A 17,234-nucleotide genomic window follows, 5' to 3' on the forward strand; every position below is an offset into this window, starting at 1 on the left:
TCTAAATAGACTATTTTCTATTCCCAACTTCCTGTAATCAGACTCCCCTGATTGGCGTCATTCATCACTTTTAAGAATACATCTATCTCTTGTTGTAAATCTTCTACGTGTGAAATGACCCCAACTACTCTATTTTCTTTTCTTAAAGATTTTAAAGTATCAAACGCTACCTGTAAAGCTTCTTTATCTAAAGATCCAAAACCTTCATCCAGAAAGAAAAAATTCTGTTCTGACTTGTTTTGCTTCTGCACACTTTCTGCCAATGCCAGAGCTAGCGAAAGCGAAGCCTGAAAGGTTTGCCCCCCCGATAACGTTTTTACACTTCTCAATTTCCCGTCGTTTAAATAATCTCTTATTAAAAAATCGTTCTTATCAGAGAGTTCTAATTTTAATTGCTGACGGCTTAGTTTATAAAAACGTTCATTAGCAGCAGCACATAATTGTTGAAGGTAAAAACTTGATATATAATTCACAAAACCACTAGATCTAAATAAATTCTTTAGTTTATCTATATTTTCTGAACGGATCTTTAATGTTTCCAGATTTGCCAGCAAAACCTGTTTCTTTTCAAGATCTTCTTCTTGTCTTTTCAAAAAAACGTCTTCTTTTATTTTCTGCGCATTCTGTGTTTCAAAAACCTCGGTAACAACTTTTAACTGTTCTTTTTCTAATTGGTAATTCTCTTCATCAAACAATTTCCCTTCCAGTTCTTTAGCCAATCTTTGGGTGTTCTGTTCTGCATTGTACAGTTGCGCATTAAATTGCTGAATTGCTTTATCTTGTTCCTGAACATTCATAACCTCAGACAGCACTTCTTTTACCTGATTAATATCTGCAAATGGAGAATTAGAGAGATTTTGTCCTAATTGTGCAGCTATGTGCTCCAGCTCATCGTTAATCACCTTCAGCTGAGTAGATAAATTATGCTTACGTTCTGAAAAAACTATCTGTTGCTGTTTCTGTTCCTCTATCTGTTGAGTCAGTTTTTCATACTCGGTTTGTATGGTTAAGATACGCTGAGTCAAGGCAGATTTCTCTTCTTCTAACTGAGTTAAGCTATAATTAGCATTTAACAAATCTTTAGTAACCAATTGTTGCTTTAAAAGTGCTACCTGCCCCTCTTTTTCCCTGTAACTTAGCAATATTTTATCCAGCGCAGCTCTGTATTTACTTATCGTGTCTTCCTCTGCTTTTAATTGCTGTCTCTGTTTTTCCAATAACAATTCCTTACTATCTAATACACGCTGTAATTCTTCGACCTCCTGTTCTTTCTTTTCAAGTAAGGCTTCATCATCTGCATTAAAATCCTTCCATATAAAAGTTTGTAAATGCTTTTCTAAATCCAGGTTATGTTGTTTAAACCTCAATAAGAGCTTTTCTTTGGCTTCTTGTTGATTTTTTAAAGCATATTCCAAGTTTTGAAAACTAATTAAAAGATCTCCTAAAGTTTTTTTGTTTTTTTTGAGCTCTACTAATTTCTCTTGTTCTTCCTGCTGATGCGAAGCAACGTCCTCTACATGTAACGTTTGCGGATGATCCGACGAACCACAAAGAGGACAAGGTTCATTAGGTTTTAAATTAGCAACATATTCACCCAACTTGAGTTGTAACTGATAATGATTAAACTTTTCGTTGATTAAAACCTCTTCTTTTTCTAGTAATTCGAGCTTATTTCGGATTAACTCTAAAGAAAAAACAGAATTTAACACACTATTAATCAACAACTCACCTTTACTTATCTCTAGTATTTGTTCTTTTATATTATTAATCTGATTCTCGACAATATGCAATTCAGAAGCATCCTGATCTACGAAACTTTTCAGATGTTTTTTATTGAGATACCATTGCTTTAATACGTTTAGATAGCCCAAATCAAGCAATTGCTTTTTAACATGCTTCTCCTCTTCTGCAAGCATATCCAGAGATGCATTCAACTGAATACGCTCGGTTTCCTTATCCTGGAGAAGCTTTTTTCCCTTATCTACTCTTATAGCTAATTCCGCAGTTTCTTCTTCTAATTTTCGCACTGCAGACAATCGCTCAACATCCTGTAATTGTATCTTTAAATCATCTACTTTATCGTATGACAATTTGACATTTGACAATTTCAACACATTATTATTCAGCTCATTTAAAACTTTATCTAAACTTATTATTAGCGAAGATAATTCCTGATTTATCTGACCTTCTTGCTGTGTTAATTTCGACTGCTGTACCAGATCTGTCTTAAAATATTGAAGACCATAACTGTATTGTTCAAGCTTTTTTTTCAGATTTTCAAAGTATGCTCTCCTACCTTCCAGTTCTTGCTGATGACGCAACTGAGATTGATACTCTGTATAGGTTTGCCTTAATTTCTCTAAAGACTGTACTTGCAAAACTTTGCTTTCCATTTGTAATTTAGCTTGAGACACTTGCTTAGTCAATTCTACCAAACGTTGTTTGCTATGTTCAATCTCTTCAACAGACACATTTTGATAATTTGCAAGCTCTCCATTCAAATGCTGTACATTTTCGGTATTCTTTTTCTCTAAAGAAGCTGCCTGATAAAAGAACTCATATTTTTCCAACTGAAATATCTCCCGCAGCATCACAGTTCTGTCCTTATCGCCCAATTGCAAAAACTCCTGAAATTTACCCTGAGGAATGATAATAGTTCTTCTGAAATTATCGTAGCTTAATCCAATTACTTTTTCACCATTAGCCCCTTCTAAAGGTTGCCAGCTACCATCTTTTTCCAACTTATAAGACGTACGTTCTAACGTCCCTACCTTATCATGTTGTTTCGAATTCCTTTTCCCCCTAACCACAAATCGATACTGATGTTGATCATAATTGACAAAAACAAAATCTATCAGTAACTCGTTAGATCTTAGGTTCATCATATTATAACTTCTGTTATCAGTACGGTTCAATCGCTCTGTATCACCATATAAAGCATAAGAAATAGCTTCTAAAACAGAAGACTTACCCGATCCTACTGAGCCAAATATCCCAAAAAGCTGACCTTCCAGCAGTTTGGTAAAATCTATGGTTTGCTCTTGTTGATAAGAATATAAACCTTTTATTGTTAATGAAACGGGAATCATTCGTTAATCTGCTCTGCTTTAATCTCCTTAAATAAATTCATTAAATCCTCATTTGGGGCTTGACCATTATTACGGGATTTAAAATAAGCAACAAACAGATCATCCATTTGAAGACTTAAGTCTATTCCCGACTCATTTTCTACTTCGTTCGCTGATGCTTTCTTTCTGATTTCGGGAATTAACGTTATAATACCATCATGACTCTGATAAAGCAACCGTCGTTCTTCTGCCTTTAAAAAATCGTCACTTATCAAAGTGAGCTCTACTAAAGCATTAGGATGATCTACAAGCCAATTTACCGCTTCCTGAATATCTTCAAATCTTTTTCTGTATAACGTTCTACCAGATTGTAATTCTATTTTCTGATAGTTTATAGGTTTGTTTGTCTCCGCCTCTATATAAACCAGGTATTTTTTTTGTTCAGCTTCCGAAAAACTATAAGCTAGTGGGCTACTACTATAAACAATGGGACACGGCTCATTATCTATACGCTGAAAGCGATGCAAATGCCCCAATGCCACATATTGCATTTGTGATGGTATATTCTCTGAAAAAACAGCTTGTGCACCTCCCACATGTAATATTGGCTTTTCATCTTCCGGCTCTTCTGGAGGTACCGTTCCTTTTTTCATAACAAAAAGATGTGTCATCAGCATATTAACCCCTTCATTATCACAATAAGTTTCTGCCAGTTTACCCCAATGTTGTTCTAAAACTTCTCTTAAAGATTCATCTGTATTTTCTAATCCTAAATAGGTTTTCAAACGATATTCATTAGCGTAAGGTGTCACTAACAAACGAATGGGATGGGCTATATCAGGAAATAATACTTCTAAAAAGCCAGGTTCGCTCTTAGTAATTGCTATACCGCTTTCTAGCTTAAAGGGAGCTACTTGCGAATAAGGATAACCAATAAAAATAATTCCACATTCTTTAGCCAAAGGATCTGGCGCTTCTATACGGTCTGGCGAATCGTGATTACCTGCAATAGCTATCACTAAACGTTTTCCATTATTGGTAAGCTTTTTTAGTGTTTTGTACAGTAATTCTACAGCTTCTGTTGCCGGATTAAAATTATCGAATAAATCTCCGGCTACTAAAATCAAATCGACATTTTTTTCATCAGCAACCTTTACAATTTCTTCCATTACGGATAATTGTTCCGACATTCTGGAAAACTTTTCTAGCTTTTTACCTAAATGCCAATCTGCTGTATGTAGAATCCTGATCATGCTCTAAAGATACTAAATGCTTCTGTTTTGGTTACGAAAAGTCATAAATACACAACTTGAAACCGTAAACTAAAAAATAATAGCTTTGTTTTGAATGAATTGCGATTTTAGGTTAAAAAATATTTTAAGATATGCTTAGAATTCCCTAATATTGCATCGCAAATCAGAAATGATTTCGGCTCCTATAGCTCAGTTGGTTAGAGTAGAAGACTCATAATCTAACTGGTTAAGGCGTTGAAAGTCAGGATTACATAGTAAAAAAAGTGTTCTGATTGACATTGAAAAGTTAGAGTTTGAAAAAACTCAACAAGTTTAAAAAAATTACCTGTTTGACGACAGGTAAAACAACATAAGCGCCTATAGCTCAGTTGGTTAGAGTAGGAGACTCATAATCTCTTGGTCGCTGGTTCGAGCCCAGCTGGGCGCACAAAAAGCCGTTTCAGAAGAAATTTTGAAGCGGTTTTTTTTTCATTTCTTTGAGCCGATTTCTTCGGCGAGACGGTCACGGGTAAATCGCCCCTATGGCTGGTTTTACATAGTTTTTTGTTGAACTTCACGCAAAACCGAAACAAATAGGTAACGGAAATTTTTGCGTGCTAATTGAAAAAATTATGGCAACCGTAAGCGCAAAGGTTTATGAACACCACAAGAAAGCAGATGGAACTTACAATGTAAAAATTTGTGTCCATCACAAAAGTGAAAGAAAGTTTATTGACACCAATCACTTTGTTGTCAAGAAGCAACTGACAAAGGATTTTAAAATCAAAGATCCTTTTATTGCAGACAAGGTCGAACAACAGCTAAGAGATTATCGGAAGATGATAAGCGACCTCGACGACCGACTTGATTATTTTACAGCTACATCACTGCGAGATTACTTGCGTGATAAGGACGAGGACATCGACTTCATTAAGTTTTGTACTCAACACATCGAACGCCTAAAAAAAGAGGGACGCGGTGGATCGGCCAAAAATCAAGCAGTAATCCGTAACAGCCTTGTCGATTATTTTAAACGGCCATCCGTTTCCATTAAGGAGATCAACTCCAATATGCTAATGGCCTACGAGCGTTATCTACGATCCGAGCGAACAATGACACGCTACAATCAAGACAATAAGCCAGTAGTTACCACCGAAAAAGGTTTATCGGATAGTGGATTACATAATCACATGCGCGACTTACGGACATTATTCAATGCTGCACGAGAACTTTATAATAACGAAGACCTCGGAATATACCGTATCAAGCACTATCCATTCAAGAAATATAAGGTTGGTTCCCCGCCCCTCACTAAGAAAAGGAATAATACACTTGAACAGGTGTTGATTATTCGGGATTGTGTCACTAAACCCGGAAGCCGTGCAGAATTGGCCAAAGAACTTTATATGCTTTCGTTCTACCTCTGCGGAATGAATGCTGTAGACCTTTATCAAATAACAGAACGTGATATTAGGAACGGTCGTGTAGATTATAATCGCTCCAAGACGGAGGGTAAACGCAAAGACAATGCCTTTATCAGTATCAAGATTGTTGACGAGGCAAAACCTTTATTGGAGAAATATTTAGGAAAATTGCGTGAGCGTTATTCAAGTGCCAATTGCCTTAATTGGGCATTGTCAAAAGGCATGGAGCAATTGCGTAAGTTGACGGGAATACCCGAACTCACTTTATATTGGGCAAGGCACACTTTTGCGAATACGGCTCGTAACGATTGCCGAATGAGCAAGGACGATGTGGCTCTTGCGCTCAACCATGTCGACGAGGGCAACCGTACGACGGATATTTATATTGCCAAAGACTGGAAGATTGTGGATGACGTACAACGCAAAGTCATTGCACAGCTAAGAAAAGTCGAAATCAAGGTGATGAAGAAAATACAAGCAATGGACGAAACGGAAAGCATCGCCGCTTAATTATAATAACCGGATTACATGAGGTTAACTCCTCATGTAATTCTTTGTAATATTTTAAAATTGTAAATTTGATTGATTATGAAAAATGTAATTTGGTTTTTTATTACCTGCATCATTGCAACGATAGGCTTCTTTGCTGCTTTGTCTATGAAAACACCGTGGATTGGATTTGGGGTGGCTTTTGGTGTATGGTTGATCTTTTTATGGACGACAACAAAGCCGAGACGACGATGAAAGGATTTGTTTGGAATCAAATTAAGCGTTAAGAATGTAAAGGAAATAAAGATTTTAAGCCACCATTCTTCCAATACTTTATAATTTCTATAATTATCTTTTCCGAACTTTTTATATCTTTGCTGTAATGTTGCGTAAGTACTCTGCCATATTATTTTTAATAGTTGCCCAAATTGTTATTCTGGGTCATGGCATTGTATCGCACCACCATCACACCGATATTGTCAATGATGGACATCATAAAGACAATGATAATCATCATAAAAACAGTAAGGAAACTCCTTTGGAGATTGCGTTTTCGGGTTTTATGCACACTGGTGAACATGCAGCATTTACCACTGCTGATGCCACTAAAATTGTAGTTTCCAAAGATGCAGAAAAATCAATAAAGGCATTGCCTGCCGATTTCAAGGCTCCGGTTGCATATATTGTCATCTATCAAAGACATACCTTTCCACCGGATAGGCATACAGTTTACCAATCACCGCTCTACGGCGCATATTCCCTCCGAGGTCCTCCCTTTATCATCGTTGCTTAACTTTCATCCTCGAAAGTTAAAATTTGACTTTTGCTCTTGATATCACAGGGCAAATAATTTCTTTTTTACAATCAAATTTTTAAAACGATGAAAAAATCATTCATAATAGCAGCATTCGCTGCCCTTACTCTTACAGCTTGCAATAACAGCGAAAAGTCTTCGACTGACAACAATTCCAGTTCAGCACCATCTTCAACCGCTCCTGCGATTAATCAGGATAGTATTGATAAGGCTCATGGACATTCCCACGACCCGGCAGACAATCAAACCCCTGCTGTTAATAAGGATAGTGCGGATAAGGCTCATGGACACTCCCATGATGCACCTGCTGTAAATCAGGATAGTATTGACAAAGCTCACGGGCATAAACATTAATTAATCCCCGGAACATTCTTCTACCACTTATATTATGGCATTCCATCGCTATAATATAGGTGTGTGCATTCTTATAAGCAGTTCCTTGAAGTTTGTACCGATTTAAATTCACTGTTCTAAATGAGATATATAAAAATAGTCTTATCAATAACCTTGTTATTATTGATAACAGGGTCGGTGTATGCTCACGGAGTTGATGAGGATACCCAGACCTTTCTAAGCGGAAATTCGGGAGTAGCCTTTGTGCCGTTTCTCTATATCGGGGCAAAGCACATGCTTACCGGATATGACCACCTGTTGTTTCTTGTTGGTGTCATCTTTTTCCTTTACCGACCAAAAGAAGTATTGCTTTATGTGAGCTTTTTCACCATTGGACACAGTATAACCCTTTTGTTGGGCGTACTGGCAGATATGGCAATCAACGCTTATCTGATTGATGCAATCATTGCACTGTCCATTGTATATAAAGGCTTTGACAATTTGGGGGGCTTCCAACGCTTTTTAGGTTATCAGCCTAATACAAAAGCAGCAGTTCTAATTTTTGGTCTTTTTCATGGTTTTGGATTAGCCAGTAAGTTACAGGAATTAAGTTTTGACAGGACGGGACTTCTGACAAACCTTATCGGCTTTAATATTGGCGTAGAAGTAGGTCAATTTATAGCCTTAGCCCTTGTGCTTTTCATCATAACCAATTGGAGACGGTCGCCAAGTTTCATGAAGTTTTCAACCCTCACCAATACCCTGCTTATGGCAGCAGGCTTCTTATTATTCGGCTATCAGTTAGTCGGTTATTTTAACTCTTAAAAAAAAATCAAAATGGCAGAAATAACGCATCAAATATTAGACAAAAAATCCATAGTCAAGCAGGTACTAATTGCTTTGGTTGTAGGAACGATACTCTTGGTAAGTGCCGTACTTCCGGCTGAATATGGTATAGACCCCTTGGGTATAGGCAAAGCAACAGGATTTAGCAAGTTGTATGTTGGAGAGGCAAATACGGAGACGTTGGCTTCGGTACCGCATAAAATATTGCAACTTGAAAACGTTGGTTCAGGTGCAGAGGTACCCAAACCTGCAGCCGCAGACAATCCGGCTCCTGCTACGCAACTTGCAGAACGCACAGACGAAGTTAATGTGGTCATACCAGCAGGAAAAGGACTGGAATATAAGGTGGACATGCTGAAACACGGAAATCTTCGCTATGAGTGGATTACGGACAAAGGAGAACTGTACTTTGATTTTCACGGTGAAGTAAAGAATAACAATAACTACTTCGAAAGCTATACCATTGCCTATTCAAACAATATGGTGGGGTCATTGCTCGCACCGTTCGAGGGTCCACAGGGATGGTATTTCAAAAACAATTCAAATGAGGACATAACTGTCAAAATCAGAATGAAAGGACAGTATCTCCTTAAACAATAAATTCTAACAACATTATGACATGTTAAATAAAATCATTCATTTTTCAATTAAGAATAAGTTGGTAATAGGACTATTTACCCTGGCATTGATATGCTGGGGTACATATTCCCTTACCAAACTTCCGATAGATGCCACACCTGATATCACAGACAATCAGGTCATGGTCATCACGGTGTCGCCTACGTTGGCGGCACAGGAAGTAGAACAACTGGTAACCTTTCCCGTGGAGCAAACGATGGTCAGTATTCCGGGGATTAAGGATATGCGTTCCTTTTCACGTTTCGGACTATCCATTGTCACCATCGTATTTGAAGAAAAGGTGGACATCTATTGGGGCAGACAACAGGTGCAGGAACGTCTGACCATAGCCTCAAAGAATATTCCAGAGGGGGTTGGGACACCTGAAATGGCACCTGTTACAACAGGTTTGGGCGAAATATTCCAATATGTAGTCCACCCCAAGAAAGGCTATGAAGATAAGTACGATGCAACGGAATTGAGAACCATTCAGGACTGGATTATCAAAAGGCAGTTATTGGGAACACCCGGGGTTGCCGAAGTGAGCGGTTTCGGTGGTTTCGTAAAACAATATCAGATAACCGTTGACCCCGATAAGCTGGCAAGTCAAAGTATAACCATATCCGATATATTCACTGCACTGGAAAAAAATAACCAGAATACAGGGGGAGCTTATATTGACAAAGGTCCGAATGCCTATTTTATTCGGAGTGAGGGTTTGGTAAAGAACATTGACGAAATTAAAAGCATCGTTGTCAAAAAAGAGAGCGGTACACCCGTGTATATCCGTGATGTCGCCGAGGTGGGTTTTGGCAATGGTCCACGCTACGGTGCAGCCACCAGAAACGGACAGGGTGAAACGGTTACGGGTATCGTTATGATGCTGAAAGGAGCCAATTCATCGGAAGTTATTTCCAATGTAAAGGATAAAATCGAGGAAATACAGAAAGGTCTTCCAGAGGGTGTTGAAATCGAACCATTCCTTGACCGTAAAAAATTAGTAGACGGGGCTATTTCAACGGTTTCTACCAATCTTATCGAGGGAGCTTTGATTGTAATCTTTGTGCTGATTGTATTTCTTGGCAATCTTCGAGGTGGGCTTGTCGTAGCATCGGTCATCCCTTTGGCAATGCTGTTCGCTATTTGCATGATGAACCTTTTTGGCGTTTCCGGTAACCTGATGAGCCTTGGCGCGATTGACTTCGGGATTATTGTCGATGGAACGGTCATTATAGTGGAGGCGGTCATGCACCGTATAACGGGAAGCAGAGCCCGATATGGAGGGGTGGAAAAACTTACACAAGACCAAATGGATGAGGAAGTGTATGAAAGCTCACGCAAAATCCGAACAGCCGCCGCTTTTGGCGAAATCATTATCCTCATCGTTTACCTCCCACTGTTGGCTTTGGTTGGTGTTGAGGGCAAGATGTTCACGCCTATGGCGCAGACGGTATCCTTTGCCATTTTAGGAGCGTTTATTCTTTCTTTTACCTACGTACCGATGATGTCGGCTTTGGTATTGAGCAAGAAGACATCGCATAAGGAAAATTTTTCTGATAGGATGATGAACGCTATACAAAGAGTGTATTCCCCTATTATCAACGGTGCGATGAAACGGAAACTTTTAGTGGTATCGGTTGCGGCAGTATTATTCATCATCACGCTTATTACATTCAACAAAATGGGCGCTGAATTTATCCCGCAATTAGACGAGGGCGATTTTGCCGTGGAAACAAGAGTTCCCGTCGGAAGTTCCATAAACCAAATGATAGACGTTTCCCAAAAAGCACAAACTATTTTATTGAAGAATTATCCCGAAGTAAAACAGGTGGTTAACAAAATCGGCTCGGGTGAAATACCTACTGACCCGATGCCTATTGAAGCGGGTGACATGATGGTGGTTTTGAAACCAAAGAAAGAATGGACAAGTGCAGAAACAAGGGAAGAACTCATTGAAAAGATGCAACAATCCCTGTCAGTTATTCCAAATGCAACATTCAGCTTCCAACAGCCTATTCAAATGCGTTTCAACGAGCTTCTTACCGGAGCAAAGCAGGATGTGGTATTAAAAATTTATGGTGAGGACTTAGATATACTTTCCGATTTGGCTTCGGATGTTGGCAGGAAAATCAAATCCATTGATGGCGTTGAAGACCTGTATGTGGAAGAAATAACAGGTTTGCCACAAATCAATATTCAATTTAACCGTGACAAAATTGGTCAATACGGCATGAATATAGAAGATGTAAACAGTGCCATTTCAGCAGGGTTTGCAGGCGAGGTTGCAGGTCTGGTTTATGAGGGCGAACGCCGATTTGATTTGGTGGTCAGGCTTGACAGTGCTTCCCGTGTAGATATTACCGATGTACAGAACCTGTTTGTAAGTACACCGGAGGGGCAACAAATTCCGTTGAGCGAGGTTGCAGAAATCAGCTATAAGCCGGGTCCTGTGCAGATACAGCGAGATAACGCAAAAAGACGGATTACAGTAGGCTTCAATGTCCGTAACCGGGATGTTAAGAGTATCGTAAATGACATTCAGGATATTATTGCCGCTAAAGTAAAAGTGCCTGCGGGTTATTATGTTACCTATGGCGGTCAATTCAAAAACCTCGAAGAAGCCAATGCCCGGCTCGCAGTAGCGTTACCTGTAGCCCTATTGCTGATTTTGGTGCTTTTATATTTCACGTTCCATTCCTTAAAACAGGGATTACTGATATTCAGTGCCATCCCACTGTCGGCTATCGGTGGAGTGTTCGCTTTACTGATACGGGATATGCCATTCAGTATATCTGCCGGAGTTGGGTTTATCGCACTTTTTGGCGTTGCCGTATTGAATGGGATTGTATTGATTGCAGAGTTCAACCGATTGGAGAAAGAGGGTGTATCGGATATCTACGAACGGGTGCGTATAGGTACACGGGTAAGACTAAGACCCGTATTGATGACGGCAAGTGTGGCTTCGTTAGGCTTCCTGCCAATGGCGTTATCATCTTCATCCGGGGCGGAAGTACAACGTCCTTTGGCTACGGTGGTAATCGGTGGATTGATTACGGCAACGGTTTTGACTTTGGTCGTACTGCCTGTACTCTATATCTATTTTACCCGACCATCAAAAAAAGTTAAAAGTTTACCTGCCGCTATCCTAATTTTAGGCTTTTTCCTGTTACCATCATTGGGCAATGCCCAAAATATTGGCGGTCAACCTACGAGGTCACTTACCTTGCAGCAATCCATTGATGAAGCCTTGAAGAGCAATGCACAGGTAAAAATTGCCGATTATGACATCAGCTTGCAGCAGATGCTCAAAAAAGGAAGCGTGACCATGCCCAAGACGGAAGTTTCTTATACGCAGGGCGTAGTCAGTAATCCTACCATAACGGATAACCTGCTCGTCGTCGGACAACGGATAGATTTCCCAACCGTGTACGGCAACCAGTCGAGACTGGCACAGGAGAAAATAAAGAGTAGCGAAGCCTATAAAGCCGTGACAGAAAATGACCTTGTACGTAGTGTAAAACTGGCTTACGTTCAGTACCAGTATGCGTTGGAACGAAAAGCACTTTGGGTGGGGCTTGACAGTATTTATGTAAAACTAAGCAAGGCAAGCAATATAAGATATAGAACCGGAGAAGCGACCAGTTTGGAAAACATCACTTCATCGGTGCAGTCAAAGCAGATACAAAATGAACTTGGAAAGAGTGATGCCGATATAAGAATCGCCAAACAACTTCTTCAGACACTTTTGAATACATCGGATGATATTACCATTAAGGACACATCATTGGTGGAGAGGGAGCTTTTATTGTCTCAACAAGTTGTGTCATCTACGGATAATCCATTGCTAAGCTATCTGCGACAGGAAATAGCAGTAAACCGACAGACTACCTCTTTAGAGAGAAGCAAAATGTTGCCTGACATCATTCTTGGATTTAATAGCCAAACCTACAAAGGGCTACAAACCATAAATGGCGTTGACCGTACCTACACGGGCAAAGACAGGTTCAACTTTTTTCAGGTTGGAGTAGCTATCCCTTTATTTCCGGGCGGTTATAGGTCGAGAATAAACGCGTCTAAAATCAACGAGCAGAAATCACAGGCGGAGGTTGAACTTGCGACCACGAACCTGAACGGCAGACTGAAAGAACTTGTACAGGAATATACCAAATTCCAGAAGTCGCTTAGCTATTATCAGCAAGAGGCATTGCCACAGGCTAATCTGATTATAAATAACTCGGATAAAAGTTTCAGGAGCGGTGATATATCTTATACCCAGCATTTACAGAACCTCACCCTATCGAGCAATATCCATTCGGAATATCTGGATAACCTGTACAACTATAACCGGGTAGTAATTTCAATAGAAGCGATTTTAGGCAACAAGTAATTAAAAATTTTAAAGAAATGACAAAATTATCAATTAAATATTTACCGTTACTGCTCGTTGCGATGATGGCAGTATCTTCTTGTAAAGACAAAAAAGACGGTGATACGGAAAGTCAAGAAGTCCCTGAACAGGTTACGACCGATACTGCGGCAAATGGTATCAAAACCATGACGTTTACGGATGACCAATATAAGCTATCTGATATTCAGACAGGCAAAATAGAAAGCCGTAACCTAAGCAGCATTATAAAAATGACGGGTGTCATCGATGCCGAGCCAGAAAGCGAAGCCTCCGTATCCGCACCTTTGGGCGGATACATCAAAACAGCCGGACTGTTACCGGGGCAACAGGTAAAAAAAGGACAGCTATTAGCTACATTGGAAAACCCTGAATTTATTGTTATCCAACAACAATATCTGGAAAGCCTCGGTCGGCTTGAATATTTGGAAGAAGAATATAAAAGACAGCAAGAGTTAAGGGATGAAGATATCAACGCTACCAAAACTTTTCAGCAGGTCAGTGCTGACCTGAAAGTGATGAAAGCCCAAATTTCAGGTTTGGAGCAGCAGATGGCATTGATAGGGATTAGCAGCTCGGCTTTGAAGAAAAGCGGAAGCATTTCAAGAACTGCAAATATCTATGCCCCTATAGGTGGATACATAAAAGCCAGCAATGTTAATATCGGGAAATACGTGGCAGCCACCGATGTGCTTTTCGAAATCATGGGGACAAATAACCTGCATCTTGCATTGAATGCCTTTGAGAAAGATTTAGGCAAAATCCGTCCGGGACAATCGGTTAAGTTCTCATTATCCAATGAAAACAGGTACGACAGGACAGCCAAAGTATTTCTGGTCGGACAGGCTGCGGACAACAACAAAATGATACCCGTACTTTGTCGTTTTTCCCAAGAAACCGGCTTGCTTCCGGGTATGTATGTGAAAGCACTACTTGAAACCTCAGCGGAACAACAGAATGCTGTCCCAACTGATGCTCTCGTTCAGTTAGAGGGAATGGACTATATTATTGTTCAGACAAATCAGGCAAAAGAAAGCTATACGTTCCAATTAATTCCGGTTTCAAAAGGTGTTGAGCAAGCAGGCTACACAGCTATTGAATTGCCATCAACGGTTAATGAAGATGAGCTTACAGTCGTTACCAAGAATGCTTATACCATTCTTTCAGCAATTAGAAACGCCGAAGAGGAAGAATAAGACCATTCATTAAGTCTACTGTATGAAATCAGGAAGAAATAGAAGCAGGAAAACAAGAAAGAGGAAGAAATTTGTACCTCCTCCAAAAATGAAAGGAGGTACAAATAATAAACGCTTATCAACGATGACAAAGTGTTTGCTGATTGCTTTTGGAGTACTCGTGTTTATTGTATTGCTCATGCTATCGACGGTGTTGTCAAACATAGGGGTATCGAAAGAACATGTCCCTTAATAGCACAACAATATGAACTATTTACAAATATTTTTTCCCGGCAATTCTTTGGCTTCCTGTCATGTTGATAAAGGCTTTCCCTTTTTGGGAAACCGCCATCGTGGAATTTAATTTAATATAATCAATGAAAAAATATTTGAAAGAAACACAAATTCTTGATTACAATCACCCATCGATACAGCGTATTGTTAACCAAAGGTATTGGAAAGATTTTGATACAATTTTTAGAATTAAAGCAATATATAACTATGTAAGGGATGAAATAAAGTTTGCGTATGAAAGCCATTCAACATCAAGTTCCTCCCAAGTGATTTTGAACGGGTATGGAGACAACAATACAAAATCAATTCTATTGATGTCATTTTTAAGGGCAGTCGGCGTACCAACTCGTGTACATGGATTTATTGTCAGCAAATCGCTAATGGCGAGTGTGCCGAAAGACATCTGGTATAAAGTTCTGCCAAACAAATTCAGACATAGCTTGGTGGAAATATATGTTGAAAGTGATTGGTACATTTTAGAGGGGATAATGTTAGACAAGGATTATTTGGACGGATTAACTAAAGTATATAATGAACCAGAATGCGAAAACCTGTTCTTGGGTTTAAAGGCGAGCCAAGAGGATATAGATTTCGAAAATCTAAAAGTCAACCCGTTATTGAAGAAATCCATTATCAAACAAGAATACATATTGGAAGACTTGGGCGTATTCGAATCTCCTGATAAATTCTATTTTCAGTATCCAAAACAGGGTAATACCATTAAGAATTTTTTCTTCAAAAACCTTGTACGACACTTACTAAACAAACAGATTGATAAAATAAGAAAGCAATAAGGTTCAAAGACCCTAAATTTTTAAAATGATAGACGGCGGAAAATGTAAAATACATTAGTTACTGCCTGTTTTAATTTGAATATCCAATGTCAATATTTATTATAAAAAATATCGTCCACTATTCATTACACTTCCTCTTTCCGGGGTTGGTTGCCTTTGTGTTTTACAAAAGGGGATGGAAAACCGTCTGGATAATTCTACTACTGACAATGATTGTTGACGTTGACCACTTGATTGCAAAACCGATATTCGACCCAAACAGATGCAGTATTGGTTTTCATTTTCTGCATTCGTATTACGCAATAGCTGTATATGCTTTAGCATTCCTGTTTGGCACTAAAATAATCAGAATTATTGCACTTGGACTATTACTACACATGGCAACCGATTTTCAGGATTGCCTATGGTAAAAACAATATTATAATATATGAAAATAATATCCTCAATAAAAATAGTTACAGAGCCTTTTAAGACCTTGCGAAATGAGACTTTCGCAAGGCTTTATTTTGCGCAAATCGCAAGCCTTTTTGGTGATGCTTTTACATGGTTGGGGTTAGCATTGCTTACGTATGAAATTAACCCCGATAATGCGGTCGCTATATTGGCATCGGCACTTACATTACGGGTTACGGCGTATATTATATTTTCACCCTTTGCAGGCGTTGTATCGGAAAGGTTTCAACGGAAACAAATATTGCTGATAACACAGTTTGCAAGAATGGCAATCGTGTGTATGCTTCCTTTTGTCAATGCTGAATGGCAGGTGTACGGATTGATATTTGCGCTCAATATATTTGCCGCATTCTTTACACCAACATACCGGGCTATCATCCCACAGATAGTGGATAAAGAAATATACAGGGAAGCCAACGGCCTGTCAATGGCAACCTTTCAGTTGTTGAGTGTATTTGGTCCTGCATTGGCGGGCATTGTAGCGGTATGGTTAGGGGCGAAACAAATATTCTTCGTCAACGGCACAACCCTTTTAATTGCAATACTATTCATTATCACCATCCCTAAAGCAGCCTTACAGAAAGGAGTTGATATCGCAGATAATACAGTGCCGAAAAAGACGTGGGGAGAAGTATTAAAAGGCATCCGCCTATTGTTCGGAAATAAGATTGTGCGTTTCGCATTGAGCATCGAATTTATATCAGCCATTGCAGGTGCAATGGTGTTGGTCAATACGGTTGGCTTGGTAAAAACATCCCTGCAATTGGACGATAAGCATTATGGATGGATAATGGCGGTATTCGGAGTGGGCGCAGCTATTACGGCATTTTTGTTGGGCAGTTTGGACAAAACCAAAACACGCAGTATATCACTGATAAGCGGTGCTGTTTTAATTGGCATAGCCATAAGCCTTGCCAATTTCGTTCCGTACACAGGATTGTTGTTTTTATGGGTTTCGGCAGGTATCGGACAAACACTTGCCGATATGCCATCCGAAACGCTGATAGGCGAAAACATACAACCCCAAGACCAGGGCAAAGTATATGGAGCTCATTTCGCATTTTCTCATTTATGGTGGGCAATAGCCTATCCAATAGCTGGTTTTTTCGGTACAAAATTTCCCGATAAAGAGTTTTTATATGGGGGTATCCTTACCCTAATCTTAGCTATGATAGCTGTTGTTCTTTTTAGGGTATCAGCAAAATCTCGAAGCGAAATAGAGATAGAAAAAGGATTAAACAAAAAACAAAGTTGATACAGTTGAAAAAAGAGTATAAGAATACTACTGT

The 17,234-nt window shown here is 39.3% G+C and carries 12 protein-coding genes and 1 tRNA gene; 11 read left to right on the forward strand and 2 right to left on the reverse strand.

The annotated features are described in order from the left end of the window. Nucleotides 1-17 precede the first annotated feature (17 nt). Nucleotides 18-3,089: an AAA family ATPase gene (locus ACFSAH_RS18185; RefSeq protein ID WP_379664174.1), complete on the reverse strand. Its 3,072-nt coding sequence runs from the start codon at nt 3,087-3,089 to the stop codon at nt 18-20. Beyond that, a complete protein-coding gene (locus ACFSAH_RS18190; protein ID WP_379664175.1) occupies nt 3,086-4,321 on the reverse strand; it encodes a metallophosphoesterase family protein in 1,236 nt (411 codons plus the stop codon). Before ACFSAH_RS18190 ends, ACFSAH_RS18185 begins: the two co-directional genes overlap by 4 nt. Before the next feature lie 353 nt (nt 4,322-4,674). On the opposite strand from ACFSAH_RS18190, the gene ACFSAH_RS18195 reads away from it, so the two are divergent. From ACFSAH_RS18195 to ACFSAH_RS18245, 11 genes are all read left to right on the forward strand, one after another. Continuing rightward, nucleotides 4,675-4,748, forward strand: a tRNA-Ile gene (locus ACFSAH_RS18195). Between the two features lie 184 nt (nt 4,749-4,932). Then, nucleotides 4,933-6,234, forward strand: a complete 1,302-nt coding sequence (locus ACFSAH_RS18200; protein WP_039989860.1) for a site-specific integrase — start codon at nt 4,933-4,935, stop codon at nt 6,232-6,234. A gap of 361 nt (nt 6,235-6,595) precedes the next feature. Then, nucleotides 6,596-7,006: a hypothetical protein gene (locus ACFSAH_RS18205; protein ID WP_003005586.1), complete on the forward strand. Its 411-nt coding sequence runs from the start codon at nt 6,596-6,598 to the stop codon at nt 7,004-7,006. An 87-nt stretch (nt 7,007-7,093) separates the two neighbouring features. Further along, the gene (locus ACFSAH_RS18210; protein WP_003005583.1) at nt 7,094-7,381 is read left to right on the forward strand and encodes a lipoprotein; all 288 of its coding nucleotides are present in this window, start codon (nt 7,094-7,096) and stop codon (nt 7,379-7,381) included. 120 nt (nt 7,382-7,501) lie between these two features. Beyond that, nucleotides 7,502-8,185, forward strand: coding sequence for a HupE/UreJ family protein (locus ACFSAH_RS18215; RefSeq protein ID WP_003005581.1), 684 nt, complete (start codon nt 7,502-7,504; stop codon nt 8,183-8,185). Between the two features lie 12 nt (nt 8,186-8,197). After that, entirely contained in the window at nt 8,198-8,806 is a 609-nt protein-coding gene (locus ACFSAH_RS18220) for a hypothetical protein (protein ID WP_115171646.1), read from the forward strand. A gap of 19 nt (nt 8,807-8,825) precedes the next feature. Continuing rightward, nucleotides 8,826-13,211 carry a CusA/CzcA family heavy metal efflux RND transporter gene (locus tag ACFSAH_RS18225; protein ID WP_201679247.1) on the forward strand — a complete coding sequence of 1,462 codons (4,386 nt, stop codon included), beginning with the start codon at nt 8,826-8,828 and terminating at the stop codon, nt 13,209-13,211. Nucleotides 13,212-13,273: 62 nt separating this feature from the next. Then, nucleotides 13,274-14,425, forward strand: coding sequence for an efflux RND transporter periplasmic adaptor subunit (locus ACFSAH_RS18230; RefSeq protein ID WP_379664176.1), 1,152 nt, complete (start codon nt 13,274-13,276; stop codon nt 14,423-14,425). A gap of 356 nt (nt 14,426-14,781) precedes the next feature. After that, a complete protein-coding gene (locus ACFSAH_RS18235) occupies nt 14,782-15,492 on the forward strand; it encodes a transglutaminase-like domain-containing protein (protein WP_003005571.1) in 711 nt (236 codons plus the stop codon). A gap of 86 nt (nt 15,493-15,578) precedes the next feature. Next, nucleotides 15,579-15,902, forward strand: a complete 324-nt coding sequence (locus ACFSAH_RS18240; RefSeq protein ID WP_003005568.1) for a DUF6122 family protein — start codon at nt 15,579-15,581, stop codon at nt 15,900-15,902. A gap of 17 nt (nt 15,903-15,919) precedes the next feature. Further along, the gene (locus ACFSAH_RS18245; RefSeq protein ID WP_003005565.1) at nt 15,920-17,200 is read left to right on the forward strand and encodes an MFS transporter; all 1,281 of its coding nucleotides are present in this window, start codon (nt 15,920-15,922) and stop codon (nt 17,198-17,200) included. Nucleotides 17,201-17,234 lie beyond the last annotated feature (34 nt).

The organism is Pseudopedobacter beijingensis, assembly GCF_042678145.1.
In the GTDB taxonomy this organism is placed as follows: Bacteria; Bacteroidota; Bacteroidia; order Sphingobacteriales; family Sphingobacteriaceae; genus Pseudopedobacter; species Pseudopedobacter beijingensis.

Coding starts and splice junctions, on each gene's coding strand:
- ACFSAH_RS18245 (WP_003005565.1), top strand. CDS start 15,920: ATGAAAATAATATCCTCAATAAAAATAGTTACAGAGCCTTTTAAGACC.
- ACFSAH_RS18230 (WP_379664176.1), top strand. CDS start 13,274: ATGATGGCAGTATCTTCTTGTAAAGACAAAAAAGACGGTGATACGGAA.
- ACFSAH_RS18210 (WP_003005583.1), top strand. CDS start 7,094: ATGAAAAAATCATTCATAATAGCAGCATTCGCTGCCCTTACTCTTACA.
- ACFSAH_RS18205 (WP_003005586.1), top strand. CDS start 6,596: ATGTTGCGTAAGTACTCTGCCATATTATTTTTAATAGTTGCCCAAATT.
- ACFSAH_RS18185 (WP_379664174.1), bottom strand. CDS start 3,089: ATGATTCCCGTTTCATTAACAATAAAAGGTTTATATTCTTATCAACAA.
- ACFSAH_RS18215 (WP_003005581.1), top strand. CDS start 7,502: ATGAGATATATAAAAATAGTCTTATCAATAACCTTGTTATTATTGATA.
- ACFSAH_RS18225 (WP_201679247.1), top strand. CDS start 8,826: ATGTTAAATAAAATCATTCATTTTTCAATTAAGAATAAGTTGGTAATA.
- ACFSAH_RS18200 (WP_039989860.1), top strand. CDS start 4,933: ATGGCAACCGTAAGCGCAAAGGTTTATGAACACCACAAGAAAGCAGAT.
- ACFSAH_RS18235 (WP_003005571.1), top strand. CDS start 14,782: ATGAAAAAATATTTGAAAGAAACACAAATTCTTGATTACAATCACCCA.
- ACFSAH_RS18190 (WP_379664175.1), bottom strand. CDS start 4,321: ATGATCAGGATTCTACATACAGCAGATTGGCATTTAGGTAAAAAGCTA.
- ACFSAH_RS18220 (WP_115171646.1), top strand. CDS start 8,198: ATGGCAGAAATAACGCATCAAATATTAGACAAAAAATCCATAGTCAAG.
- ACFSAH_RS18240 (WP_003005568.1), top strand. CDS start 15,579: ATGTCAATATTTATTATAAAAAATATCGTCCACTATTCATTACACTTC.